This window comes from uncultured Turicimonas sp. (genome assembly GCF_902477955.1).
Classification (GTDB): domain Bacteria; phylum Pseudomonadota; class Gammaproteobacteria; order Burkholderiales; family Burkholderiaceae_F; genus Turicimonas.
The window spans coordinates 17,735-43,160 of the sequence record NZ_CABSJB010000024.1 but is presented as its reverse complement, the minus strand read 5'-3'; the positions used below and the strand labels follow the sequence as shown (position 1 = coordinate 43,160).

Annotated in this window: 25 protein-coding genes and 1 pseudogene; 25 read left to right on the top strand and 1 reads right to left on the bottom strand. The window is 46.6% G+C overall.

What is annotated here, in order from left to right:
* The 18 genes and pseudogenes from RDK53_RS08110 to RDK53_RS08025 all read left to right on the top strand — a co-directional run.
* Nucleotides 1-200: pseudogene (locus RDK53_RS08110) on the top strand (30S ribosomal protein S5); the annotation flags it as partial.
* A gap of 16 nt (nucleotides 201-216) precedes the next feature.
* Nucleotides 217-396 carry a 50S ribosomal protein L30 gene (rpmD, locus tag RDK53_RS08105; RefSeq protein ID WP_066594917.1) on the top strand — a complete coding sequence of 60 codons (180 nt, stop codon included), beginning with the start codon at nucleotides 217-219 and terminating at the stop codon, nucleotides 394-396.
* A 14-nt stretch (nucleotides 397-410) separates the two neighbouring features.
* Nucleotides 411-860 carry a 50S ribosomal protein L15 gene (gene rplO, locus RDK53_RS08100; protein WP_277036406.1) on the top strand — a complete coding sequence of 150 codons (450 nt, stop codon included), beginning with the start codon at nucleotides 411-413 and terminating at the stop codon, nucleotides 858-860.
* Between the two features lie 23 nt (nucleotides 861-883).
* Nucleotides 884-2,212 (top strand): preprotein translocase subunit SecY, encoded by a 1,329-nt coding sequence (gene secY / locus RDK53_RS08095; RefSeq protein ID WP_281523875.1) that lies wholly within the window; start codon nucleotides 884-886, stop codon nucleotides 2,210-2,212.
* A 145-nt stretch (nucleotides 2,213-2,357) separates the two neighbouring features.
* On the top strand, nucleotides 2,358-2,471 hold the full coding sequence (gene rpmJ, locus RDK53_RS08090) for a 50S ribosomal protein L36 (protein ID WP_008810441.1): 114 nt from the start codon (nucleotides 2,358-2,360) through the stop codon (nucleotides 2,469-2,471).
* Nucleotides 2,472-2,484: 13 nt separating this feature from the next.
* The gene (gene rpsM, locus RDK53_RS08085) at nucleotides 2,485-2,850 is read left to right on the top strand and encodes a 30S ribosomal protein S13 (protein ID WP_217983951.1); all 366 of its coding nucleotides are present in this window, start codon (nucleotides 2,485-2,487) and stop codon (nucleotides 2,848-2,850) included.
* 13 nt (nucleotides 2,851-2,863) lie between these two features.
* A complete protein-coding gene (rpsK, locus tag RDK53_RS08080) occupies nucleotides 2,864-3,277 on the top strand; it encodes a 30S ribosomal protein S11 (RefSeq protein ID WP_066594924.1) in 414 nt (137 codons plus the stop codon).
* 73 nt (nucleotides 3,278-3,350) lie between these two features.
* On the top strand, nucleotides 3,351-3,974 hold the full coding sequence (gene rpsD / locus RDK53_RS08075) for a 30S ribosomal protein S4 (RefSeq protein ID WP_066594926.1): 624 nt from the start codon (nucleotides 3,351-3,353) through the stop codon (nucleotides 3,972-3,974).
* A 149-nt stretch (nucleotides 3,975-4,123) separates the two neighbouring features.
* Nucleotides 4,124-5,158, top strand: coding sequence for a DNA-directed RNA polymerase subunit alpha (locus RDK53_RS08070; protein WP_277030098.1), 1,035 nt, complete (start codon nucleotides 4,124-4,126; stop codon nucleotides 5,156-5,158).
* Nucleotides 5,159-5,305: 147 nt separating this feature from the next.
* Nucleotides 5,306-5,713, top strand: a complete 408-nt coding sequence (gene rplQ / locus RDK53_RS08065; protein WP_066594930.1) for a 50S ribosomal protein L17 — start codon at nucleotides 5,306-5,308, stop codon at nucleotides 5,711-5,713.
* Nucleotides 5,714-5,777: 64 nt separating this feature from the next.
* The gene (locus RDK53_RS08060; RefSeq protein ID WP_066594932.1) at nucleotides 5,778-6,200 is read left to right on the top strand and encodes an RNA-binding S4 domain-containing protein; all 423 of its coding nucleotides are present in this window, start codon (nucleotides 5,778-5,780) and stop codon (nucleotides 6,198-6,200) included.
* A 90-nt stretch (nucleotides 6,201-6,290) separates the two neighbouring features.
* Nucleotides 6,291-7,328, top strand: a complete 1,038-nt coding sequence (locus RDK53_RS08055; RefSeq protein ID WP_308514102.1) for an alpha/beta hydrolase — start codon at nucleotides 6,291-6,293, stop codon at nucleotides 7,326-7,328.
* A gap of 218 nt (nucleotides 7,329-7,546) precedes the next feature.
* The gene (locus tag RDK53_RS08050) at nucleotides 7,547-8,398 is read left to right on the top strand and encodes a cyclic nucleotide-binding domain-containing protein (RefSeq protein ID WP_308514101.1); all 852 of its coding nucleotides are present in this window, start codon (nucleotides 7,547-7,549) and stop codon (nucleotides 8,396-8,398) included.
* Between the two features lie 382 nt (nucleotides 8,399-8,780).
* A complete protein-coding gene (locus RDK53_RS08045; RefSeq protein ID WP_308514100.1) occupies nucleotides 8,781-10,985 on the top strand; it encodes a molybdopterin-dependent oxidoreductase in 2,205 nt (734 codons plus the stop codon).
* A 2-nt stretch (nucleotides 10,986-10,987) separates the two neighbouring features.
* Entirely contained in the window at nucleotides 10,988-11,623 is a 636-nt protein-coding gene (locus RDK53_RS08040) for a 4Fe-4S dicluster domain-containing protein (RefSeq protein ID WP_066594940.1), read from the top strand.
* A gap of 82 nt (nucleotides 11,624-11,705) precedes the next feature.
* On the top strand, nucleotides 11,706-12,323 hold the full coding sequence (locus RDK53_RS08035) for a molecular chaperone TorD family protein (protein ID WP_308514099.1): 618 nt from the start codon (nucleotides 11,706-11,708) through the stop codon (nucleotides 12,321-12,323).
* A 255-nt stretch (nucleotides 12,324-12,578) separates the two neighbouring features.
* Nucleotides 12,579-14,078 (top strand): argininosuccinate lyase, encoded by a 1,500-nt coding sequence (locus RDK53_RS08030; protein ID WP_308514098.1) that lies wholly within the window; start codon nucleotides 12,579-12,581, stop codon nucleotides 14,076-14,078.
* A gap of 175 nt (nucleotides 14,079-14,253) precedes the next feature.
* On the top strand, nucleotides 14,254-14,805 hold the full coding sequence (locus RDK53_RS08025) for a hypothetical protein (protein ID WP_308514097.1): 552 nt from the start codon (nucleotides 14,254-14,256) through the stop codon (nucleotides 14,803-14,805).
* 53 nt (nucleotides 14,806-14,858) lie between these two features.
* On the opposite strand, the gene RDK53_RS08020 is transcribed toward RDK53_RS08025, so the two are convergent.
* Nucleotides 14,859-15,836 carry a LysR family transcriptional regulator gene (locus RDK53_RS08020; RefSeq protein ID WP_308514096.1) on the bottom strand — a complete coding sequence of 326 codons (978 nt, stop codon included), beginning with the start codon at nucleotides 15,834-15,836 and terminating at the stop codon, nucleotides 14,859-14,861.
* Nucleotides 15,837-16,230: 394 nt separating this feature from the next.
* On the opposite strand from RDK53_RS08020, the gene RDK53_RS08015 reads away from it, so the two are divergent.
* The 7 genes from RDK53_RS08015 (at nucleotide 16,231) to RDK53_RS07985 (ending at nucleotide 25,277) form a co-directional block, all read left to right on the top strand.
* Nucleotides 16,231-18,900: a molybdopterin-dependent oxidoreductase gene (locus tag RDK53_RS08015; RefSeq protein WP_308514095.1), complete on the top strand. Its 2,670-nt coding sequence runs from the start codon at nucleotides 16,231-16,233 to the stop codon at nucleotides 18,898-18,900.
* A gap of 3 nt (nucleotides 18,901-18,903) precedes the next feature.
* Nucleotides 18,904-19,497, top strand: coding sequence for a 4Fe-4S dicluster domain-containing protein (locus tag RDK53_RS08010; protein ID WP_308514094.1), 594 nt, complete (start codon nucleotides 18,904-18,906; stop codon nucleotides 19,495-19,497).
* 9 nt (nucleotides 19,498-19,506) lie between these two features.
* A complete protein-coding gene (locus tag RDK53_RS08005; RefSeq protein ID WP_308514093.1) occupies nucleotides 19,507-20,325 on the top strand; it encodes a hypothetical protein in 819 nt (272 codons plus the stop codon).
* Nucleotides 20,326-20,372: 47 nt separating this feature from the next.
* On the top strand, nucleotides 20,373-21,059 hold the full coding sequence (locus RDK53_RS08000) for a molecular chaperone TorD family protein (RefSeq protein ID WP_308514092.1): 687 nt from the start codon (nucleotides 20,373-20,375) through the stop codon (nucleotides 21,057-21,059).
* Nucleotides 21,060-21,260: 201 nt separating this feature from the next.
* Entirely contained in the window at nucleotides 21,261-21,854 is a 594-nt protein-coding gene (locus RDK53_RS07995) for a 4Fe-4S dicluster domain-containing protein (RefSeq protein WP_308514091.1), read from the top strand.
* Between the two features lie 8 nt (nucleotides 21,855-21,862).
* On the top strand, nucleotides 21,863-24,163 hold the full coding sequence (locus tag RDK53_RS07990; RefSeq protein WP_308514090.1) for an FAD-dependent oxidoreductase: 2,301 nt from the start codon (nucleotides 21,863-21,865) through the stop codon (nucleotides 24,161-24,163).
* On the top strand, nucleotides 24,114-25,277 hold the full coding sequence (locus RDK53_RS07985; protein ID WP_308514089.1) for a 4Fe-4S dicluster domain-containing protein: 1,164 nt from the start codon (nucleotides 24,114-24,116) through the stop codon (nucleotides 25,275-25,277). Before RDK53_RS07990 ends, RDK53_RS07985 begins: the two co-directional genes overlap by 50 nt.
* Nucleotides 25,278-25,426 lie beyond the last annotated feature (149 nt).

Here is a 25,426-nt window from a genome sequence, read left to right as displayed (position 1 = left end):
AAGGTACCGGTATCATCGCCGGCGGCCCGATGCGTGCTGTATTCGATGCAATGGGTATCCGCAACATCGTTGCTAAGTCTCATGGCTCATCCAACCCATACAACATGGTTCGTGCAACTTTAGATGCTCTCAGCCATCTTCGCACACCAAGCGAAATTGCTGCTAAGCGCGGCAAGACCGTTGAAGAGTTGTTAGGTTAAGAGATTGGAGAACAAAATGGACAAGAAGACTGTCAAAGTTACATTGGTCAAGAGCCCGATCGGCTGCAAAAAAGCCCATCGTGCTACTGTTCTCGGTCTTGGATTGAGAAAAATTCGTCAAACCCGTGAACTCGAAGATACACCAGCAGTTCGCGGCATGATCAACACCGTATCTTACTTAGTACGTGCTGAATAATTGAGGAAATAACAATGAGACTTAATACAATTCAGCCAGCTGAAGGTTCCAAGAGCGCAGCTCACCGCGTTGGCCGCGGTGTAGGCAGCGGCTGGGGCAAAACAGCAGGACGCGGCCACAAAGGTCAAAAATCCAGAGCCGGTGGATTCCATAAAGTTGGTTTCGAAGGCGGTCAGATGCCATTGCATCGTCGTCTTCCAAAGCGTGGTTTCACATCTTGGACACACGCTAATGTTGCAGAAGTTCGTTTGTCTGACTTAGAAAAACTTGGTCTTGATGAAGTCAATCTTGGCGATCTCATCAACGCCAATGTTATCAAAGCTGACTCCAAGGACGCACGTGTCATTCTTTCCGGCGAAATTACCCGCAAGGTAGTTGTTCGCGGAATGTCTGTCACCAAAGGTGCTAAAGCTGCTATTGAAGCAGCAGGCGGCAGCGTCGTTGTAGAAGAAAAGAGCAAGTAATCAATTCATAAGGAACCGTCAACGTGGCCAAAAATACTCCGGCGAAAGCCAGCAGCAAGTACGGCGATTTATATCGTCGATTGATATTCCTTCTTCTTGCTCTCGTCGTATTTCGTATCGGCACGCATATTCCGGTTCCGGGAATCGATCCAGTTACTCTGCGCGAGCTGTTTAATCAGCAGCAAGGCGGCATCTTAGGACTGTTCAACATGTTCTCCGGTGGCGCCTTGTCCAGGTTCTCCATTTTTGCACTTGGTATCATGCCGTACATCTCGGCATCCATCATTATGCAAATGCTCTCTTATGTGCTTCCTTCCCTTGAAGCCTTAAGAAAAGAAGGTGAATCCGGACGCAGGAAAATCACTCAATACACTCGATACGGTACTTTATTGCTTGGTGCATTCCAGGCATTAGGTATCGCAGTCGCATTGGAAACTCAGCCCGGATTGGTTATCGACCCGGGTATGTTCTTCCGCTGCGTCTGTGTAATTTCTCTCGTTACTGGCACCATGTTCTTAATGTGGCTTGGCGAACAAATTACAGAGAGAGGTATTGGAAACGGTATTTCCATCATTATCTTTGCCGGTATCGTTGCAGGTCTTCCGGCAGCCGTCAGCAGCTTGTTCCAGTTGGTTTCCACAGGAGCAATCAGCCCGCTGTCCATGATCTTCATTATCGCCATTGTGATTTTGGTTACCGCTTTCGTTGTGTTTGTTGAGAGAGGACAACGCAGAATCACAGTCAATTACGCTAAGCGTCAGATTGGCAACAAGGTTTACGGCGGTCAGAGTTCTTATCTTCCTTTGAAGATAAATATGGCTAACGTAATTCCTCCTATCTTCGCATCTTCCTTGATTCTCTTCCCAGCTACATTAGCCGGATGGTTTACAAGCGGAGATTCCACACGTTGGATTCGCGACTTGGCTGCTTCTTTATCTCCCGGCCAACCGTTATATACATTGCTTTACGCAGCTTTGATTATTTTCTTTGCTTACTTCTATACGGCATTGGTTTTCAATCCGAAAGAAACTGCAGAGAATCTTAAGAAGAGCGGCGCATTCGTTCCAGGTATCCGCCCGGGTGAACAGACATCACGCTACATTGATAAAGTTCTCCTTCGCTTGACATTAGCAGGCGCGTTCTATCTGGTGTTTGTATGCTTGGTTCCTGAGTTCTTGAACTTACGCTTTAACGTTCCTTTCTACTTCGGCGGTACATCCTTATTGATCGTCGTGGTAGTAACCATGGACTTTATGAGTCAGGTTCAGGCTTATCTCATGAGCCATCAATATGAATCGTTACTCAAGAAGACAAACTTCAAGGGTTTCGGTCCAGGTTCCCTTCCCCGTTAAAGGAAAGTAACCATAAATTTGCGCAAGAGTGCGTGATTTTTGATAAAATCACGCACCTTACGCTTAACTTGTCTTTATGCACTACATTTAGACAAGTTTTAACTTGTTGATTTTGCGAGAAGTCAACACACATTTGGAGATTAATATGAAAGTAAACGCTTCGGTCAAAAAAATGTGCCGTAAGTGCAAGATTATTAAGCGCAAAGGTGTGGTTCGCGTAATTTGCTCCGATCCACGTCATAAACAGCGCCAAGGCTAAAGAGGTTAAATAAATGGCTCGTATCGCCGGTATTAACATTCCACCGAATCAGCATGCTGAAATCGGTTTGACCGCTATCTACGGTATCGGTCGTCCACGTGCACGCCAAATTTTGGAATCGGTTGGTGTAGAAACATCTAAGAAGGTAAAAGACCTTACAGACGCTGAACTGGAAAAGATTCGTGATGCAATCGGCCAGTTCACAGTTGAAGGTGACCTTCGTCGTGAAGTTCAGTTATCAATTAAGCGCCTTATCGACTTAGGAACTTACAGAGGAATGCGTCATCGTCGTGGTTTACCTGTTCGCGGACAGAGAACACGCACCAATGCTCGTACCCGTAAAGGTCCGAAGAAAGCTGGTGTAGCGCTCAAAAAGTAAGGTATAGACGACTATGGCAGGTAAGATTCCAAACGCTCAGCAGATCGCTGCTCAGCGCGCACGTAGAAAAGTTAAGAAAGTTGTTAACGAGGGTATTGCTCACGTTCACGCTTCCTTTAACAACACTATCATCACAATTACTGACCGTCAGGGTAATGCAATTGCTGCATCCAGCTCCGGCGCTCAGGGTTTCAAGGGTTCTAGAAAGTCCACTCCGTTCGCTGCACAGGTTGCTGCAGAACAAGCCGGACGTCATGCTCTTGAATACGGTTTAAAGAATGTTGAAGTCCGTATTACCGGACCGGGACCTGGCCGTGAATCCAGCGTCCGTGCATTGAATGCACTCGGCATTCGCGTCACTTCGATTCAGGACGTTACACCAGTTCCTCATAACGGTGTTCGCCCATCTAAGCGTCGTCGTGTTTAATTTAACAAATTCCCGCGTTTATCAGTTCTAATCTGATGGACTGAATGTGGAACACACAGGATAAGAGAAACAAATGGCTCGTTATACCGGACCTAAAGAAAAGCTCGCACGCCGTGAAGGCTGCGACTTGAACTTGAAGAGCGCAAGACGTTCTTTCAGTTCAAAATGCAAATCCGAAGAAGCTCCTGGTCAGCATGGCCGCACTTCCGGTGCCAGATTGTCTGACTATGGTCAGCAGCTTCGTGAAAAGCAAAAAGTTAAACGTATGTACGGCGTTCTCGAACGTCAGTTCAGACTTTATTTCGAAAAAGCCAATTCTATGCGCGGCAACGTTGGCGAACAGTTACTCGGTTTGTTAGAGTGCCGTTTAGACAACGTCGTCTACAGAATGGGCTTCGGCTGCACACGTGCAGAAGCTCGCCAGTTGGTTAGCCACTGCGCCGTTACAGTCAACGGTAAGAAAGTAAACATTCCTTCCTACCAAGTTCGTGCCGGCGATGTTATCGCTATTCGCGAAAAAGCCAAAAACCAAACCCGTATCAACGAAAGCGTTAAGATGGCTGAATCTAACGGTTTCCCTGATTGGGTTGCAGTTGATTCCAAGAAATTGGAAGGTACATTCAAGAACGTACCAGCTCGTGACGAAATCGCTCACGACGTCAACGAATCTCTGATTGTTGAGTTTTACTCTCGCTAATTTATGTCAAAGCGGTGTAGTGCGCCGCTTGATACAATGTCTACGATCCGGTCTTTGGGGCTCGGATCGTAAACTCGTTTTTAAAGCCCCGTTTTTCCTAGCAGCCTTATCGGTGTAACGAGCCGAGGGTATTGTAAAAAGGATATTCAATGTCGGTTAACAATCTTTTAAAGCCACGCAGCATTGAAGTTGAAACAGCTGAAGGCAATCCATATTCCGCAACAGTAACCATGGAACCGTTTGAAACCGGTTACGCTCACACTCTTGGAAATGCTCTCCGCAGAGTTCTTTTGAGCTCCATGATTGGTTATGCTCCAACTGAAGCACAGATCGCCGGTGTTGTACACGAATACAGCCAGATCGACGGTGTTAAAGAAGACGTTGTGGACATTCTTCTTAACGTTAAGGGCGTTATCTTCAAACTCGAAAACAGAGATGAAGTTACCGTTACATTGCGTAAAGAAGGCACAGGCCCTGTCACAGCAGCTGACTTCGACTTACCGCACGACTGCCAGATTTTGAATCCTGACCATGTAATTGCCAACCTTTCCGGCGGCAAGCTTGACATGCAGATCAAGGTAGAAAAGGGCAGAGGCTACCAGCCAGGCGATATGAGAGCTCTCAAGGATGATTACAGCAAAGCCACTATCGGCAAGATCATCATGGACGCTTCTTTCTCTCCTGTTCTTCGTGTTGCTTACAAAGTTGAAAACGCTCGTGTTGAACAACGTACAGACTTGGACAAACTTGTTCTTTCCGTTGATACAAACGGCGCCATCCTTCCGGAAGAAGCAGTCCGTCAGGCTGCCCATATTCTTCAGGATCAGCTTTCCGTCTTCGGCGGCATTGCCACTATCGGCATTGAACCAGTTGTTCCGGTTCAGGCTCAGCCTGTCATCCCGCAGCAACAGGAAATCCCGGTTGTTAAACCACAGCCTCCAGTTGATCCGATCCTCCGCCGTCCGGTTGATGATCTTGAATTGACAGTTCGTTCTGCCAACTGCTTGAAGGCTGAAAATATTTACTACATCGGCGACCTTATTCAGAGAACCGAAAATGAACTTCTTAAGACACCTAACTTAGGCAGAAAATCTCTTAACGAGATCAAGGAAGTTCTCGGAACTCATGGTCTGACTTTAGGTATGAAGTTAGACAACTGGCCACCAGTAGGACTTGATTACTAATTTTTTGTAGTACTTGTCGTATTTATTGTTTTAAATCAGAAAGCTGTGTACAATCACGGCTTTCAAACCCGCCCGCCCGGTAGGGATAGAAGAGACGGGAGATGCCTAAAAGGCACCCTAACAAAGACTTTTTAAGGAATTTATAAAATGCGTCATAAACTTGGTCTCCGTAAATTAAACCGTACATCTGCACACCGTTTGGCAATGCTCCGCAACATGATGAACTCCCTTCTTCGTCATGAAGCTATCAAGACAACATTGCCTAAGGCAAAAGAACTTCGTCGCGTTGTAGAACCGATGATCACTCTTGCCAAGGAACCGACAGTTGCCAACAGACGTTTGGCTTTCAACAGACTTCGTGATCGCGAAATGGTTGTCAAACTCTTCAACGAAATCGGACCGATGTTCAAAGAAAGAAACGGCGGTTACACTCGTATCCTTAAGATGGGTTACCGTGTAGGCGACAATGCTCCGATGGCTTATGTAGAATTGGTTCAGAAGACTACGGATAACAAGCCAGCTGCTGAAGCAAAAGAAGAAGCTAAAGCTGAATAATTTTTAGTTTCGATGATATTTTCAAAAGTCCGCAAATTGCGGACTTTTGTTTTGGGAGGTACTAATGGGAAACAAGGCTGAAACAGAACTCGATTCCATCCGTTTAGATAAATGGCTTTGGGCTGCACGATTTTTCAAAACCAGAACTCTTTCTCAAGACAATATTGAATTGGGCCGTGTAAAGGTCAATAAGGCTCGTGCTAAGGCGAGTAAAGAGGTCAGAGTAGGAGATGAGCTGGAAATATTTCGAGGCTCTGAGCGCTTTATAGTGATTGTTAAAGCTCTTTCCGGAAAAAGAGGCCCGGCTCCTGTTGCAGCGACTCTTTACGAGGAGACGGAAGAAAGTAAATTTAAACGGGAACAGATTAAAGAAGCCGCGGCTTTAATACCGGTTCCGGGAGCTGACCATAAAGGGCGCCCGACTAAGCGTGAAGGGCGAAAACTCCGTGAGTTTCAGCATAATTTCAATCCGACCCATGATTTTTGACAGAGAAATCTCTATCTCAACTACCTAAATGGTTAGGTTGTTGCCTCTACGGATATCGATGATAATTTCTTCATCACTTTGGGAGGCAATATGAAAACTATTTTTAAGATTTCCATGGCAGCGGCTCTTCTTTCTCTTTCTGCCTTTTCTTCTTCCGTTGCCATGGCTGATGACACCCAATTACTCGGATATTCAAAAGGTGCCACTGTCATCTCTCCCAAAATAGAAAACGGTCAGATAGATACTATCGGCGGCATTATTTACTCTCAGATTAAAGGCTTAAGACATAATCGGGCGTTGCGCATGACAGTGCTGATTCCTCGTGACAACAAGCTCAAACCTGCGATCATTTATTTTCCCGGTGGCGGCTTTACTTCCGCCGATTATGAAAAGTACACAGAAATGCGGATGGCTTTGGCAAAGGCTGGTTTTGTCGTAGCTGCTTGTGAATATCGTACTGTTCCGAATAAATTTCCGGCACTCCTGCAAGATGGTAAAGCAGCCGTTAGATTTTTAAGAGAACATGCTAAAGAATTCGGGATTGATCCGGAAAGAATCGGTGTTCTTGGAGACTCTGCCGGCGGTTATGTCTCTCAGATGGTAGGGGCTACCAATGGCGAAAAGAAGTGGGATGCGGGCGACTATTTGAATCAAAATTCAGATGTTCAAGCGGTTGTGTCCATTTACGGCATTTCTGACCTAAGAAATATCGGTGAAGGACATCCGGAAAACATTCGAAAAGTACACGACTCCGCTGCAGTCACAGAAGCTCTTTTAGTCAATGGCCCGGCATTCAGAGATTTTGCCGGTGCCTCCGTTTTAGAAACTCCGGAGAAAGCATTAGACGCGAGCCCTATCGGACATGTTGACGGAACCGAACCTCCTTTCCTTCTGATGCACGGCGCAGAGGATCCTTTGGTGAGTCCCGTTCAGAGCAAACAGATGTATGAAGCTTTGAAGCAAAAAAACGTTGATGCCCAATATATTTTGATGAAAAATGCTAAGCATGGTGATATCAGCTGGTATCAACCTAATGTCATTAATGCCGTAATAGAGTTTTTCAAAGCGAAGTTAGGAGAACCCAAAGAAGGCGGTGCCAAGACGACCGCACCGGGAGGCAACCTCTAATTGGCTCTATAAACGTAAGGAGGTCTGATTTTCGGTCAAGCCTCCTTTATCACGAATAATTCACTCACTTTTCTGCTGTAGCACTTAAGTTGAAGCATTGCTTTGATTAACTTAAACAAAATAGTTAAAAATTAAAATACAAGGAAAACCTCGATTATTATCTAACGCTATAACAACATTTATTTCGACTATCTATAACAATAACAACCTAACCTCACATGGCAAAGTTCAGTCAAAGTTGGTACGCATCAATTGTTCAGGGGAAGAACAAAACCAATTCCGCGGATGCAATTTACTCTAAAGTGCCGGTCATGCCATGGATTCATCATCGTCTGCATCCCATTCTCGAAAAGCTCTTTATGAAGTTGGGAATCGTCAGAACATTGAGAGAAGGCGAGAAAATTTTTTCCTCAAAAGAGAAGGTTGACCACGTAGTTTTAGTGACAAAAGGTGTGACCGGTCGGGCAATTGGTTCTACTAGCGGCGAGACTCAGGCCATTGCTTTATCAACTCCCGGACATATTGCTGCCGGCAACCTAAATTTCTTTTCCGGCCGTCCTGCTGCCGGACATTACTTTGCAGTGACAAAGGCGGAGGTTGTCTGTGTTCCGCAAAGTATTTTGACAGGAGTCGCCAAACAGGATCGAATCATTAACGAGCTGCTCCAAGTCCAGTTTGAACTTGCAAGCCTCTCTGATCGTGTCGGTTTTTGCTGTTTGTCTCTATTGAGTACCGAAGACAAGCTCAAAGCATTGACTTCGACATGGGCCTTGAATTACGGAACTATGGTCTATGACAATGAAGGCAGAAAAATGATTCGTATGCCGGTGCCGTTGACTAGGAAGTATCAGGTTCTAGTGACAAATTGTTCTTCCGTCTGGCTGGACAAAGTCCTCCATAAATGGATTCGTGAGAAGAACTGGAAACGAGATGGTGAATTTGTTTTAGTTAATCCAGAGCTGCTGGAGCCGTTTTATCTGTGGATTAGAGGCTGCATGGACGAAGCTGATTCCTACAACTATCCTAGAACATTAGCCGAACAAATTCTGTTTGAAGATGAGCAGAGCTAATGCACATTGAACGCTGGTAACTTGTTGGCACTAGCCGGAAAGGCTCTGTTGGTTGTATTCGATCTTTTAGAAGACACGCCTTAAAAGTTCCGGATAGATAGGCCGATAAGGCGCATTCAGCTTAAGAGCCCGCATTTGGAACTCGTTAAGAGCAGCGATAAAGGAAATAATAAAGATTCCAGAGTTTCCAACCAAATTATTGGCATATAAATCAATAGGATATTTTTGTACTGAGAGATAACCCTAAGGATAATTTCCTAGGTAATTGGGATGAGAAATCTAGGGATAACCAAGGAAAGTACACTAGTCTAATTGAGGCTTTGGGAAAATATTAGAGTGATAGCACCCCACTATAACTTCCTTCTCTCGGAGGAGATAATTAATGACAAACCTCAATGTAACTTTGAGCCGTCGCGGCTTATTCAAAACTATCCCAATTGCTGCAGCAGTACCGAGTGCAGCCTCGATGTTTATCACAGGAGCCGCTAAGGCACAGGAAGCTGAAGAAACCGGCTTTACTATCTGCGATAACTGCAACCAAATGCCGATGTGCGGTATTAAATTCCAAAAACAAGGCAACACCATTGTGTCTGTCGGTAATTGGAAAGAACATCAGCAGAAACTTCTCTGCAACAAGGCTCTGGCAACTCTGCAGAGACTCTATAACCCGAATCGCCTTCTTTATCCAATGAAGAGAACAAACCCGAAAGGCAGTGATGATCCTGGGTTTGTCAGATGCTCTTGGGAAGAAGCTTTGGCTATGATTGCCGCCAATTTGAAGACGGTCCGTGAAAAATATGGTCCGGAATCCGTTCTTTTCTTCTGCGGTGACCCTAAGGAACCTCGTCCCGCTGTTATGCGCTTGGCTCGTCATTTCGGTTCTTGGCACTATGCTACTGAATCCTCCGTTGCTTGCCGTAAAGGCTCCATGCTTGCTGAAGAATTAACCTTCGGTGTGGAATATTCCGGCGGCGGCTGCGGCCCGAAAACTAAGAGCTATTTGGTAATCGCTACAAACGGCGCATGGTCAAAACCGCATGGTTGGTTAAACGGTGTAAGAGCCGCTAAAAAACGCGGTGTAAAGATCGTCGTTGTCGATGTCCGCCGTACAAAGACAGCTGAACTTGCCGATGTTCATCTGCAGCCTCGTCAGGGAACGGACGCTGCCTTAGCAGCCGGTGTTTGCCGTGTGCTGTTTGAGGAAGGTTTATACAACAAAGAATTCTGCGACAAGTGGGTTCATGGAGTAGAAGAGTACCGCAACTACTGCAAACAATTTACTCCGGAAAAAACTGAAGAGTTGACCGGTGTACCGGCAAATCTTGTTGTAGAAGCTGCTCATGCTTACGCTCAAGGTCCAGGCAGCTTTACTTTGACTTCTCAGTCATTGTCTCATTCTACAAACGGTGTAAATAATTCCCGTGCTTGGTTGTGCGTTCCTGTTATTCTCGGCTACGTAGATATTCCCGGCGGTGCATTATTCGGAGTCGGTCCGGAAGGCTATATCTGCCATGACAATGGTCTTACCAAAGAGTTTGTGGACTACAAGTGGTTCCAATCCCATAAGAAAGATCGTTTAGATAAGGACTTCGTGCCGGTTTGGAACTACACACAGGTTCAATTTAATCCTAATAAGCTTCCTGAATGGGTTAAAGAAGGCAAGCTTAAGGCTTTCTGCGGATTCGGTTTCAACGTCATGATTTGGCCGCAGCCGGATGTGTATGCCGAAGCTATCAAGAATATGGATTTTGCATTTGCAACCGACTACTTCTATCGTGATATTTCTCATAAGAATCTTGATTTGATTCTTCCGGCAGCGATGAACTATGAACGTTACGCTCCGTTTGCAACATTCGGAAATAAAGTAGCAGTCAGAAAACCGGTCAAACCATTGGGCGAAGCTAAAGAAGACTGGTGGATTGCATTCCAGATCGGTGCGCTTGTTGCCGATCCGAAAGACTTCTTTGACGGCGATCCCGTTAAAGCCTGCGACTCCATTCTTCAGAAGTGGGGAACAACGTATGCAGAAGCTCAGAAGAATCTGCCTAACATGACCGTTGTCAAAGCACAGAAACAAGAACCGTTGAAGTACGAAAAAGGTCTCTTGAGACATGACGGTCAGCCAGGCTTTGAAACACCGTCCGGCAAGATAGAGTTGGTTTCTGAAATCACCAAGAAGTTCAACTTAGGAACTTATCCGGAATATCAACAGCCGATGCAGCCGACCGCTCAGTATCCGCTGAAGTTAATCAACGGTACACGCGCTCCCTACATCACACACTCCAAAGTGCGCTCCGACTCTCCTTACTCTTTGGAAATCGAACCGATGTCTACTATCGATATCAATCCGAAAGACGCGGCAGCCAGAGGTATTAAAGAAGGAGACAAGATCGTTCTTAAGAATCAGAACGGCGAATGTCACGGAAAAGCCAGAGTCTCCATCATCGTTCCTCCGGGACTGGTAGGCATGCAGTACGGATGGAGAGGAAATCAGAACTCTCAGGTTCTTATTCCGCGTACATTCGACAAGCTGTCCGGCTATGCACCGTACTTTGAAACCTGTGTTGAAATCACTAAGGAGGCCTGATCATGAGCAGATACGGAATACTCGTCAATGTTGACAACTGCATTGGATGTCAGGCTTGCTTTATCGCCTGCAAACAGGAAAATAAAGTTGCGCCGAACATTCAATGGAATCAAATTCACCGCAACGAAAACGTCAAAGAAAACATCATTAACTACTACCGTGTAAGCTGCCAGCACTGCGATAATCCAGCTTGCTTGCCGGTTTGCCCGGTCAAGGCTATCTATAAAGGACCGAACGGTGAAGTCCTTGTCGATCAGAGCAAATGCGTCGGATGCAAGGCTTGCTTGGCTGCTTGTCCGTATGGCGCTCCGCAGTTTAATACCAGCGGAAAGACTTCTTATTACGACAAGGATGAGTTGGTTATTGTTCCGTTGCTGGATCACCAAAAGAGGACTCCGGGCAAAGCAGAAAGATGCACACTCTGCCCGCAGAGGACTTCTAAAGGCTTACCTCCGAAATGCGTGGAAGCCTGTGCAGTAAATGCATTGATGTTTGTCGACTATGACAACTTAACTGATGATCAGAAGGCCCTCGTGGCCAAGTCTGTGGCAATGAACGAAAAAGCCGGTACACAACCGAAGGTTCGTTATATTGCCAGCCATTGCGACATTGCCGGTCTAGCTGATAAAGTTAGATAACCGATAAGTTGTTCAAAAATTACATAAACATTTTTGCCCCCGCTTGAGCAATTAGGCGGGGATTTTTAACGAAAGGAAGTGTATGACGCAGAGTGCAAAAGAATTTCTGGAGGAATACAAAGGCAGCCGGTTAGGTTGTTACGAATTCTTCAGTCACTTTTTCGGCGATAAAAGAGTTCAGCCCTTGCTGGATGTTTTTCCGATGGTAGAAGCTTTTGTCCGCGGAGAAAATGCTTTTTTAAGCGGATCCAATGTGACGGCAGACACGCTTTCAGAACCTCCTCAGGAAGGAAATAAGCTGGAAGCCGAGTATGCAAAGCTGTTTTACGGCGTTGGTTCCAGAACCATCCCTTTGTCTGAATCCGTTTACAGAAGCGAAGAAGGAATTCTTTGCCAAGGGGCTTGGAGAGACATCAAAGAGCTTTACGGGAAGCATAATTTCCAGCCTAGGCCTGAAAAAGAAATGGAAGCTGATTCTCTTTCGATGGAAATGGCCTTTGCCACAGTTTTGGTCATGCAGGGCAAAGACGGGAAAGATCTTTTAGAACTGGTTGAGGATCATCTTCTTCCGGTTGGCAAAGCCATTGCAAAACAGATTCGGGAATCAACAGAAAACGAAGATCTGCAAAACATCGCTTCTACGATGACTGTGTTTTTGATGACGGAAAGAGCCTTGCTGGAGCAGAGTCTGAAGGAATAGGCTGAGAGCTTTTTGTAGTTTTGAAAAAGGACGCTAGTTGCGGAACGCCGTCCTTTTTTTGATCGTGTTAGGGGTCTATTTTTCTTGAAATTCTCTGTCCTTGCAGAATCTGTGGGCTAATAATTTTTTTTCTAAGGCAAGAGAGTTCTGAGATACACTCAGAATAGAAAGTTCAGGTCTCGGTTTATTGCCAGGCAGAATAAGGACAAAAGAAGGCCTGATTGACTTCAAATTAGACATCACCAAGGAGGAACTATGAACAAATTAAAGACTTTCTCAGCAACCGCTTTGGCCGCTGCACTGTCACTGGTCTCAGTGTCCGAAGCTGCTCCGCAGCGTGACCAATTTTATTGGCTAACGGAGATGAATAAGGCTTCCGTAGTCATCAACGCTGATGAGAATTTGTTAGATAAGGATTTGGCAAAAAGGATAGCAAAAGGAATTTCAGAAGTTGCTGCTGATGCTTCAAAACCTGGCGCCAAACGACCGAACAAAGTGATCGCTTATGAACCGGAGTTGATTAAGAAAGTCGGAATGGATGCCACGATGCTTCACATCGGCCGCTCCAGCCAGGATATGCATGCCTCATATAACACAATGATTCTCAGAGACTACATTCTCTCCATTTCCGAGGCTCTGGCTAAGACAATGCAGCTCCTGCAGAACATCGCAGAGAAAAATATCGACACCGTCGTTCCGAATTACACCAACGGTGTTGCAGCTCAGCCCAATAGTTATGCGCACTATCTTTTCGGTTACCTTGCTTCCTTTGAACGTGATCAGCAGAAGCTGAAAGAATGCTATGAGCGGATTAACTATTCTCCGATGGGAACGACTGTGCTGAATGGAACCAGCTGGCCGCTGAATCGTCAGCGCATGTCGGATTATCTGGGATTTAAAGCACCGGTATTAAATGCGTACGATGCCGCTCAGACAAAGCCGATTGATGAATTGATCGAAATCTCCAATGTTGTTACGGGAATCGCTTTGCATGTCGGAACCTTCATCCAAGACGTGATGACTCAATACGCTCAACCGCGTCCTTGGATTATTCTTCAAGAAGGGGGCGACAATACTTACGTTTCTTCCGCTATGCCGCAGAAACGTAATCCGGGACTGTTGATCAATACTAGGAAAGCTGCAAGCACAGTATTTGGCGATGCTCAGACAATGTTGATTCGTGCACACAATATCGCTCCAGGATTTAGTGATCCAAAAGGAGCTTCTTACTGGCCGACGATGGAACAAACGCTGGCTATGCTGAAAAGTTTTGACAAGTGCTTAACGGCGTTAAGAATCAATCCAAAGCGTGCCTTGGAGGAGCTCAATCTTGACTGGACTGCTTCTCAGGAAGTTGCTGACGTTCTGATGAGAGAGTACAAGCTGCCGTTCCGCGTGGGGCACCATTTTGCAAGCCAGGTGGTCGGATATGCACGAGCTCATGACATCAAGCCGTTAGATTTTCCATATGCAGAAGCAAAGAGAATCTACAGCGAAGTGATTAAGTCCGAATATCCAACCGGTAATCCTAATCTGCCGATGTCTGAAGAACAGTTTAAAGCTACTTTGAATCCGATTGAAATTATTAAGAACCGGAAAACTGCCGGAGGTCCGCAGCCGGCCGAGATGAGAAAGCAGCTTGATATCATGCAGGCTTCCATTCAGGACCAAGAGAAATGGACTCAGGAGCAGAAGCAAAAAATTAACGATGCTTTAGCCAAGCTCGATAAAGACTTTGCTGAATACTTGAAGTAATCAAGTAGTTTTGCAACGGACCGGTGAGTTTTTTCGTGACGTAACGAAAAGAAGCACCGGTTTTTAATTCACCGGTCAAAAAGTTTTACACGCTTACTGCTCAAATAAGGATGAACTCATGGAGGCTGTCGGCCGAGTTGATAAGCTTAATCACCATCATTTTGGAGATTTAAGCATGAAAAAACTATTAATCGCAGCTGCCGCAGCCTCTGCCGTTTTGTTTTGTTCCACGGGGGTCTTGGCCCAAACAGCAAAAAGCCAAGTACCTACACTGAAGCAGCAGGTTGAAGATTTGAAGGAAGCGGTGCTGATGCTCCAAAAACGAGTGAACTACCTTGAAAGTATCGTTCCCACATCCTCCATTCCTTTGATGCCGGCTGATCCTAAGCTTTCTCCGGTATCTACTTCCGGCGCAGTCTTTCTTCTAGGCATTGATCAGCCCGTGAAGAACGGAAACGGTTCGGAATTTGTTCTGACGGTTGTCAATCCGCAGAGCATTACCTATACGAATGCTCACTTTACGATTCACGTATTCGGCAAAGATGCCGAAGGCAATCCTGACGCCTACAAGAACGCTTATTTGCTGACGCGAGAAACCAAAGTTATTCAAGCCGGAAGCAAGAACCAATTCCGCTTTGTTGTTCCTGACATGCCGCTGGATAATTTTGCCGTTGCCTATGTGGTAGGTATTGAATTCGGCGGTATCGCCACAGAAAACGCCCAGTAAGACGAGATAATAAATTGAAAGCTCTCGCAGACGGCAGCGAGAGCTAATCGGCTTTATTCGAAATTTGGAACGAGACCTTTTGCTCGTGCCTCCTCGATTGCACTTCTAGCCGCCATAATTCGCTCGATGCATCCTCTGTTTTCTACCTGAGAAAACCAGTTTACAAAGTCTCTTATCGCGGGATCCGACAAATATCGATCACGCCGCGCAAGTATGTGCATATTCCAGTCCTGGCGCTCCCAGCCGGGAAGAATAGGAACTATTTTTCCTTCCTTGAGCTCTTGAACGACGTGGCCCAGATATAAATCCGGCGTAATGCCCTGGTGGTTCAACACCATGTTCCTAATAAGTAATTGATCGTGACTTAGATAAATTTCACGCCAATGAATAATGTTGCTTGGGACACCGTCACGATACAGAAGCATAGTCGGCGCACTATTGGGCATAACCTGTAATAGGCCGACATGCTGGGACAAATCTTCGGGAGTTCGAGGAACTCCATGAGCTTCCAAGTATTGCGGGGAGGCAAATATGGGCGTAGAGTTTGAAACCACGTGACGTGCAACGATTTCCGATTGATCTGCCGGTGAGTGGTTTACGACAGCAATATCGGTATCTCCGTTTAACAGATCCCGAACTGTCATTTCCGGAAGCATGGAAAACTGAACGCGAGGATTGAGCCGAGAATACTGCATCAATTCCTGCGAATAGAACTGCTGAGTCATCTCGACCGGAGCAGAAAACCGAATCAAAATCTTATAAGAGGTGCCTTCGCAAAATTCATCAAGTTTGCTGAATCCGTCCAACAAAGGTATGACCATCGGAAGAATCTGTCGACATCTATCCGTGGGAATGAACGGCCGTTTGTTTTTAACCAGAAGCTCAAAACCAACGTCTTTTTCTAATCCGGCAATAAGCCTGGAAACCTTTGCGCTGTCTAGATCAAGAAGCAACGCCGTCTGAGTAATGTTGCCTGTCTCTACAGTGACTGTGAGCGCACGCCAGGCAAGCAAGTTATCTTTTTGCTTCATACTGCATTTTGAGGGGGTAGGTTTAGAGGTGATCCTATAGGCAAAAATCGTTCTGATCAATACATTCGTTGCGTGGTGTTCCTAAAATTTATCTATAACTTATTGAATTATTGTGACATTGTTATTTTTGAAGAGTGACAGACAAAAATGCTCTATTAACAACTGAAGAAGAAAAATAGAATGGAGTCATCCCCAATAACTAATAGCTCCCCATCATGAAAAACGTCACTCAAATACCACTTAGTCCTAAAGATTAGGGCTGCAGTTTAAAGGCCAATCCCGGGCCCACAGTTTTATTTATCTCGTTCTCATCGGATGCCTGAAGAGCATCCGAAGGGGAGGAATTTGTACCAATTTTTCTATCCCCCAAACTCTTAATCCTTGGAGTAACTTTATGAAACTATCCCAAATTAGCCGCAGAAGTTTCGTCAAGGCAGCCGCCGTTGCCGGCGCAACAGCAGCTTCGCCGTTTTCTCCGGCTTTTTCTGCCGGAACTTCAACTGCGCAAAAACCAACGGACTCTCAAAAAGACGACACTCAGATTATTACTACTACCTGCCGTGCCTGCATTCATAATTGCGGTGTCCGTGCTCATGTCCGCAACGGCCGTGTCATTAAAATTGAGGGAGATCCGAACTATCCGATGACAGACGGAACACTCTGCGCCAAAGGTCTCTCCGGCATCAATGCTCTTTATCATCCGGACCGCAACAAGTATCCGATGATTCGAGTCGGAGAGCGCGGAGAGAATAAATGGAAACGCATCAGCTGGGATGAGGCAATTGATATCATTGCTCACAAAATGATGGAAGCCAGAGAAAAGTACGGTGCTGAATCGGTAATGGCCTCCACCGGAGGCGGCGGAAACCCGCACTTTAGAATGATTGCCAGATTCTGCAACATTTTCGGTACGCCTAACTGGTATGAACCGGGATGCGCACAGTGCTTCCTTCCCAGAACATTGGCCTTCGGCATGATGTACGGCGGACCTTCTACATCCATCGCTGACGAATGCGCTCTGGAAATCTACAACAAAAACACTCCGATGAAAAACATCGTCCTGTGGGGAACTGACGTCTCCTACAGCTGTCCGGCAGGCGGCGGTCATGCCCTTGCTAACCTTCGAGCAAAAGGGGTTAAAACTGTTTCTGTCGACCCGAGATTTGCGCCGAGCGCAGCCAAAGCCGATGTTTGGCTTCCTGTACGTCCCGGTACCGACGTGGCTCTTCAGCTTGCTTGGATACGCTACATCATTGCTCACAATCTTTTCGACAAAGATTTTGTGCTTAAATGGACAAACTTGCCTTATCTGGTCGACACAAAGACTAAGATGACAGTCAAGGCCAATGAGCTTTTCAAAGACGGTAAAAAAGAAGATTTTGTGGTTTGGGATGCAAAAACCAACCAGCCTCAGCCGCTTCCCTATCCATGGAACGACAATCTTGATCCGGTTCTAGACGGCGAATTCACTCACAACGGGAAAACTTACAAGACCGGTTTCCGCCTGCTCAAGGAAAGAGCAGAACCATGGACACTTGAAAAAGCCGGAGAAACCTGCTGGCTGAAACCTGAAAAGATTGAAGAAGCGATCAAGATCTACGCTGAGGGCCCGGGAGGAATCTCCTTGGGTGTAGCAACCGACCAGAACCCGAACTCCGTTCAGGCGGCTATGGGTGCCGTCATCCTTAACGCCTTAATGGGATATGTGGAAAAACCCGGAACGTTGATGAACAGAAATCCATTGGCTGTGCCGCCTAAGAACAGCCTGGTATCCCGCTGTGAACGCCTGCTGCCTCCGGGTCAGCTTGCTAAACGCCTCGGCGGCGTAGAGTTCAAAGGACTTCTGTCTTGGGACGCAGCTCAGCCAAGCCGAATCCAGGAAGCGATCATGACCGGCAAGCCATACCCGATCAAAGTATGGCTCGAGCGCTCCGGCAATAAGCTCGGAGTCGTCGGCGATGCAGGTTCTTGGGCTGAAGCCACTAAACACGTGGACTTCATCGTCCATATGTTTAACTACCCAACATCCTTCTCTATGTATGCGGACATGCTTCTGCCTACAACAGAATGGCTCGAAACCGATTTCCTTGCTGAGTCTCTCAATACGGTTTGGGCTCGTCAAGCTGTCGTGCATACTTGGGAAACACGCCACGAAACAGTTATTTGGTCAAAAATTCTCAAGCGCTGCGGTGAATTAGGTCACGAAGTATGCCGTAAGTCCTTTGATCCGGAATTCATGGGAGCAGATCTTCCGCAGTGGGATTCAATGGATGAAATCTTGGATCTGAAACTCAAGCCGCTCAATATTACGTTTGCTGAGCTGAAGAAAAAAGGCTTTATCGAAGCAATGCCGTATGACAAATGGAACAGCTACTACGTCTATAAGAAGATCAATCCGAAGACAGGTCTCCCGGTAGGCTTCGGCACAGCTTCAAAGAAATTGGAACTGTATACCGACCGTTTCATCACGATGGGACGCACCGGTGCTCCGTACGCTCTGCAAAAACTTGATCCGGTAGAAAAAGACTACGATCCGCTGCCTTACTACATGGAACCTTACGAAAGTCCGAACAGAGAAATTGCCAAAGAGTACCCGCTTGTGATGACCAATGGACGTCTGCCTATGTTCCACCACAGCACTCTCAGGAACATTCCTTATCTGCGTGAAATCTATCCTGTTCCCGAAGTTTGGATTAATCCGGAGACGGCCGCCAAGTACGGCATTAAGCAAGGGGATTGGACATGGATTGAATCTAAGCGCGGTAAGACACAGGGTAAAGCAAGATTAACCGAGGGTATCAATCCGGGTGTTCTTTACATGGAACGCTTCTGGTTCCCGGAAAAACTTGCCTCTGACACTCACGGCTGGAAAGAAGCCAATGTGAACGTTCTCTCTAAGAACACGGCTCCGTTTAACGACATGGTAGGTACGTACACACTTCGCGGCTACCAAGTTCGAATCTCTAAAGCAGATAAAGGACCGGAAGGCGTATGGACGAAACCGGAGCAGTTCAAAGTCTGGATGCCCGCTCCATCAGAGAACACCCCAAAGATCGAAGGATAAAAAATGGCACAAAAAACTCTCGTAATTGACCTCGACCGCTGCATCGGCTGCTTTGCATGTGAAGTCGCATGTAAGAATGAAAACAATGTTCCTCTCGGTGTGTACTACAACAAAGTACTTTCCATCGGACCCGTCGGAAAATTTCCCGAACTCAAGCAGTACTTCCTGCCAACCGTTTGTCAGAATTGCCGCGACGCACCTTGCGTGAAAGTCTGTCCTACCGGAGCTTCCTTCAAAACCGAAGACGGCCAAGTACTCGTGGATAAGGAAAAATGCATCGGCTGCAAGATGTGCATCGCCGCTTGCCCCTACGGTGCCCGTTCCTTTAATCCGGAAAATAAGGTTGTGGAAAAATGCACTCTCTGCCGTCATTTGCAGGAAGTCGGCGAGCAGCCGGCCTGTGTTAAAGCCTGCTGCGCAAGTGCTCGTTTCTTCGGGGATATAGACGATCCGGAGAGCGAAGTTTCCAAGGTACTTGCCGCTGCCGGCGAAGAGAACGTCCACAGCATGCCGGACTCCGGAAACCATCCTTCCGTCCGTTATATTCTTCATAAGAAGACCGGTGTATGGATGAACAAACCTCCGAAGATGCTATAAGGAGAAGAAATGGTCGGCGACTGGACTTTATCAATCTTTGCAGCCTTACTTTGCGTAGGTGCCGGTCTTTTCGCTGCCCTGGCCGCTTCAGAGTTCTCCGACTTTACTGAGAGGACTCTGAAGATCTGCGCAGCACTCGGGTTTGTGTGCTTAAGTCTGGGCGGTTTTGCGGCGATCTCGAATCTTGGAAGGCCAAGTATGATTTTGGGTGTCTTCGGAAATCCAAAGTCATGGCTATTCTGGGAGATGATTGGCGTCACGGGCGCTCTGGCCGCAGGCTTGATTTATCTTATCTGCCTTTATCGAGAAGCGGATCAGACAAAGACTCGGGCTTTCAGCTTGATTTCAGCGCTTTTTTCTCTCATTGCGGTTTTCGCGCTTGGAGCGAATATGGTGATGAGCTGGCGTCCCGTGCTCAACTCTTACATGCTGATGCTTCCTTTCATCGGTTTGTACTGGAGCGCCGCTTCACTTTGCTTTCTTGTGGAATGCGAATTTGAAGATGCTGAGATAGCTGAAGCAAAAATATCTTCTGCGGCTGCAGCTTGCGTTACCGGTCTTGGCTATGCGGCATATGCCGGATATCTTCTTTGGGATCCGGAAACGTCGGAGGGGGCTCGCGAAATTCTTTCCGGGAGTCTGAGTCTGAATTTTTGGATCGGATGCGGCCTCTGCGGCGTTGTACTTCCGCTGGCGGGCGCCTTTACTAGAAAAGCAAAGATGCTCTTGGCAGCTGTCGGGTTGGCAGGGATTTTTATCGCCGTATTTGTATGGCAGAATTTGCTATTGGACATCGGCCAGGCCGCGTGGCATTTCTTCAAACCTTAATTCATAGGGTCGGAGCTTCGGCCCCGACCTGTTCTTGGGAACCAGACATGCAGCTAAATGATTCTAAGATAGTACTACCTATGTACCCGAGCTACGAGGAGTTGTTCGATTTCGAAATTAACTACACCTTGCTTTCTCGTTTATTCAAATCCGAAATCACGCAAGACGCAAAGGAGGAGCTTCTCGGTCTTAAGCTATCTGACTATTGTGACCATCCTCTTATCAGCAAAGGGGCGAGATGGATCGATGAAGCGATCCGTCAAGAGGGGCCTGATAATCAACTTGATCTTTTGGCGGCCGAGTACGCGGCGGCCTTTATCGGAACTGCGGGCTCGAAAGCAGCTTATCCTTATGAGTCGGTCTACACCAGTGCTCAGGGGCTCGTCATGCAGGAAGCGTATGAACAAGTCCGCCGGATCTATAGAGAACACGGTCTCGAAAATCAGAGCGACCTGTATGACGATCATATAGCGCTAGAGCTGGATTACTTGGCTTATCTTTGCCGGAGAGCAAAAAATGAGAAGCCTGCATCACCGGAATATATGAATTTTCTGCGGGATCAAGCGACATTTCTTGAGACGCACATTTTTAATTGGCTGCCTAAATTTCTCAACAAAATCTACGAGAATGTTGACTCTTGCTTCTACCGCGGAGCGGCGATGATGCTTGAAGGAACCTGTCAAGACCATCAAAGGATGCTTAGCGGGGTGCAGTTTGACGAGGCCTCCAATTGAAAATTTAAATTTCCCCGATACCAAGAATTTCGTTACGAAGCTATAGGCAGATAGTCAGCTGGTAACTGAAACAATAAAACTATTGCTCTTTCCTCAAAAAATAATGATGACCTCGACTTATGCCCGCTTGGACTTTTGTTCTGAATCTCAAAAGTAAGGCATAGGCAATCTGTTGGATTAATCGGCAAGGAGGCTGCTGCTATGAGTTCTCAATCTTCTTCCATCGGCCGAAGGGGCCTTTTGTTGTCTGTGGGAGTTTCGGGTGCTCTTTTTGCGCTCGGGTGGGGCGCTTCCAAAGTCGAATCGGCACCAGTAATTCGACCGCCCGGTGGACAGGATAAAAACTTTTTATCTAAGTGCATCCGCTGTGATCGCTGCCGAAGTATTTGTCCCACCAATGTCATTTCGATTGGAGGTCTCGCAGACGGCGTGCTGAATCTGCGAACTCCGGTCATGAATTACCGATACGGTTCCTGCGACTTCTGCGACAAATGCATTGAGGTTTGTCCAACCGGAGCGCTTACGGCGTATTCGGGAGAGACTACACCGGTCGGAAAGGCTCGTTTAACCGATATCTGCATTGCTCTTAGAACTCGGGCTTGTACCAAATGCAAAGAAGCGTGTCCTTATGATGCTATTTCTTTAGCCGAAGGAAAGGTTCCGGTCATTGACAATGACAAGTGCAACGGCTGCGGCGTGTGTGAAAATATTTGCCCGGCCAATGTGCTCCAGGCTTATACCGGGCGAAATCAACGCGGCATTGAAATTGTGTCTTTAGAGGCAGAGAAAGCATAGGAGCAATTATGAAAAAATTTTCTATTCTTCGCGCATTGTCTCTTGGCCTTTTCCTTTTAGCTGTTGTCTGCGGTGTGATTTGGCAGACAGGGTGGGGGACTCTTTCTTCCTTTGGCATTGGGTCTATCGCTCAGATTTGTCCGGTTGGCGCATTAGAAACCATTTTTGCGTCCGGTTCTCCGGCTTTATCCGTTCTCATTTGTCTTGGAGTATTCGTAGCGCTTGTGGTGGTGTTCGGGCGATTTTTCTGCGGCTGGCTTTGTCCCGTTCCGCCTTTAAGAAAAATCTTCGGAGCCGAACCAAAGCAGGAGACATCTTGTGTGAATGATTCCGAAGATGAAGGCACAAGTCCCTCTCGAGAAGAGACTTCTTCGGAACCCAAAAAATCGAGTGCTTCGGCTCAAACGTCGTTGTCTTCCAAAGCTACTTTCATTAATTCAGCTGCACTTGAGAAGAAAGGGCCGTTTTTTGTGCTGGCGGCCGCGCTAGTTTCTTCTGCAATTTTTTCTTTCCCTGTTTTCTGTTTAATTTGTCCGGCCGGGCTAACCTTCGCATTCATTATCGGCATTGTTCATATGCTGAAGTTCAATGACCCGACAATTACTCCGCTTGTGATTCTCGGAGTGCTTTTCCTGGAAATCTTCTTTTTGAGAAGATGGTGTCAATTTATTTGTCCAATCGGAGCCTTTATTTCTTTAGTGAGCCGATTAAATAAGACATTCGTTCCGAAGGTTGATGGTCAGAAGTGCCTCCGAGCTTTCGGCCTAAACTGCCAGGTCTGCAGGAATGCTTGTCCGGAAGGGATTGATCTGAAGAAGACGGTTCCGAGTGCGGAAAGTTCCAGATGTCTGAAATGCGGAGCTTGTGCACAGCGCTGTCCTGTCTCTGCGATTTCTTTTCCATTATTAAAGAAGTCGAAATGTTCGGAGGAAAAGACGGCTAATGTTGTCTATCTAAAAGAGAGGTTCCCAAGAGGGGCTGCAACGGAACAATCTGTCGTTTCTAAGGCCTCTTTTGATGCTCCTCAAGAAACCTTCTCTTTGAAAAATGCCATTCTTGAAAGCAGCCGATGCATTCAATGCGGAGCGTGTGTGAAAGCTTGTCCGCAGCACAATCCTATTCCCGAGGTGCTCCGATCCATTGCCGCAGGGGATACAAAAGCTGCCGGGAAACTTTTGATGCAGTCAGGGAAAATGCCTGAACTTTGCTCTCAGCTCTGTCCCAAAGATAAATTTTGTATGGCGGCATGTCCCTTGGGCAATTTCTCAGATCCAATCAACATTCACGCATTGATGTACTTTGCCTCTTCTCGTTCGCTTGATCGAGGATACAAGATCGCAAGAGCTCGGACGATGAAGAAAAGTCCTTCCGTCGCAGTAATTGGTGCTGGCCCAGCAGGACTTGCTGCAGCTGATGTTCTTCGTGCTCAGGGGTACAAAATTACGGTTTATGAACGGGAAAAAGAGATCGGCGGTCTGACGATGTTCGGTATTCCGGCTTTCAAACTCTCTAAAGAAAGAATCCTTACCCGAAGAAAGCTCTACGAGAAATCCGGCATCGATTTTCAGCTCGGATATGAAATCAAGTCAGCACAAGAGCTCCTGAGTATCGTTGATACGCACGATGCAGTTCTCCTTGCAATTGGTGCAGAAAATCCAATTCATCTAAACGTACCCGGAGCAAATTCAAATTTTGTTTTTCAAGCTCTTGAGTATCTTCATGGAGAGCCGAAAAAGGATTCCTTGGCTCACGACAAACATGTAGTCGTTTTAGGAGTTGGAGGAACAGCCTTAGATTGCGCACGGACCGCACTGCGCCAAGGTGCTCGAACGGTTACCTGCGTGTTCCGCAAATCTTTGTTGAAAGCCAATCCGCCAAGGGAGGACTACGAGGGTGCCCTTCGGGAGGGAGCTAAATTTTTAGAGGAAACGGAAATTCAATCGGTTCAACCGGATAAAACAGTTAAAGTTATAAATCGGGAGGGGATCAGCGAAGTGTTAAAAGCCGATCTGGTGATTTGTGCTTATGGTTTCAGCGGGCCAAGAGATGAAGTTTTGAAAGAAGCCGGGATTGTTATTTCCAAAGGATCTTTACATACCAATCTTCCCAAGGTATTTGCTGCCGGAGATGCGGTGAGCGGGCCAAGCTTTGTGACGACGGCTATAGAAAGCGGACAGGGTGCGGCAAAGGCTATCAGCCAATTCTTGAGCGACGGCTGTCCAGAAAGGAAGCGTTCGAGGCAAAACAGGAAAAATAAAGATGACGGACAAATTAGTAATCGAGAACCTGCTCAACCGGCTATTAGTTAAGTGCAGTACTGAGATTGAGCGCAGAGCCCGGTCAGGAGGAGGGGAGGCAAATTCTGCGCAAATAACTTTCGAAAGGAATCGCTGTGTCAGAACGCTTTTCCCGAAATCTTCCTGCGAAAAGTGCATTGAAGTCTGCCAGCCAAAGGTACTTAGTCTTAAGAATCAGTCCGTTTCCATCGAAGAAAGCTCCTCTTGTACCGGGTGCGGTAAGTGCATTAGAGAGTGCCCGACCGAGGCTTTCTCTTTTGGCCGGTTCCCGCTCTATAACTTGCTGAGCGCATTGAAAACGCATTTCTGCAATCTTCACGAAAGACCTTCACGCTCTCGACCTTTAGTTTTTGTTTGTCCTAAGGTGGCTCAGGAAAGCCATGCGTTTCCGACAGGTTGCTTTGGCGGCGTAAGTCCGGCGCTACTGCTTTTGGCCCATTTAATTTTTAATGCTGAAATTAAGCTTCATTGTTCGGATTGCAAAAAGTGTTGTGCAGCCTCACTAAACAACGCCGCTCAAAATCTTATCAACGCTTGCGAAAAGCTTTCATCAGATTTGGGCGTTGATTTCCGACCGACGCTTTTCGAGGCGCAGCCGGAGAACAATGTAGATCTAGGGCGCAGAAGGTTTTTTAGCCGGGTCTCTGAACGGCTTCAAGGAATTTGCGACGTGGCCTCTCTTTCAGGAGGTGCGCCTAAAACTGATAAAGTTTTTCCGATGCTTGAACGAGAACTTCTCTTAGCTGTTATCGAAATACTCAAAATCAAAGATCCTAAGTTCGAAATTCAGGCGAAATTTTTTCCTTTGCCCGGCGTATTTAAAGAGAAATGCAACGGCTGCAATTTGTGCGTTCTCTTATGCTCATCTGGCTGTTTAACTAGTAAAACCGAAGACCAGAGATTCAAACTGCTCGCTGATCCCCTTCGCTGTGTTGATTGCGGAAGATGTGTTGAAGTTTGTCCTTCAAAGGCAATGGTCATGCGGTTAATTCCCGGTTCCGAAGAAATCCTTTCCGATTCCGTAAGGATTGTTTTAACGAAAGACAATGCGCATGAGGATGAACAGGATCAATCTGCAGAAGCCCGGATGCGGGAATTTTTTGATACGCCGATCTATCGAAGCTGATTTTGGGAGATTTTGGAGCAGTGGATACCTACTCCAAATTAATGGGCTAGGAAGGTCAGAAAAAAGCTCCCACGTACTCTGAGACTTGAGCACAAAAGAGTTTTTGGAGCAAAGAATTCTTGAAAATTTTTAAGAGGTGCAATATCTCC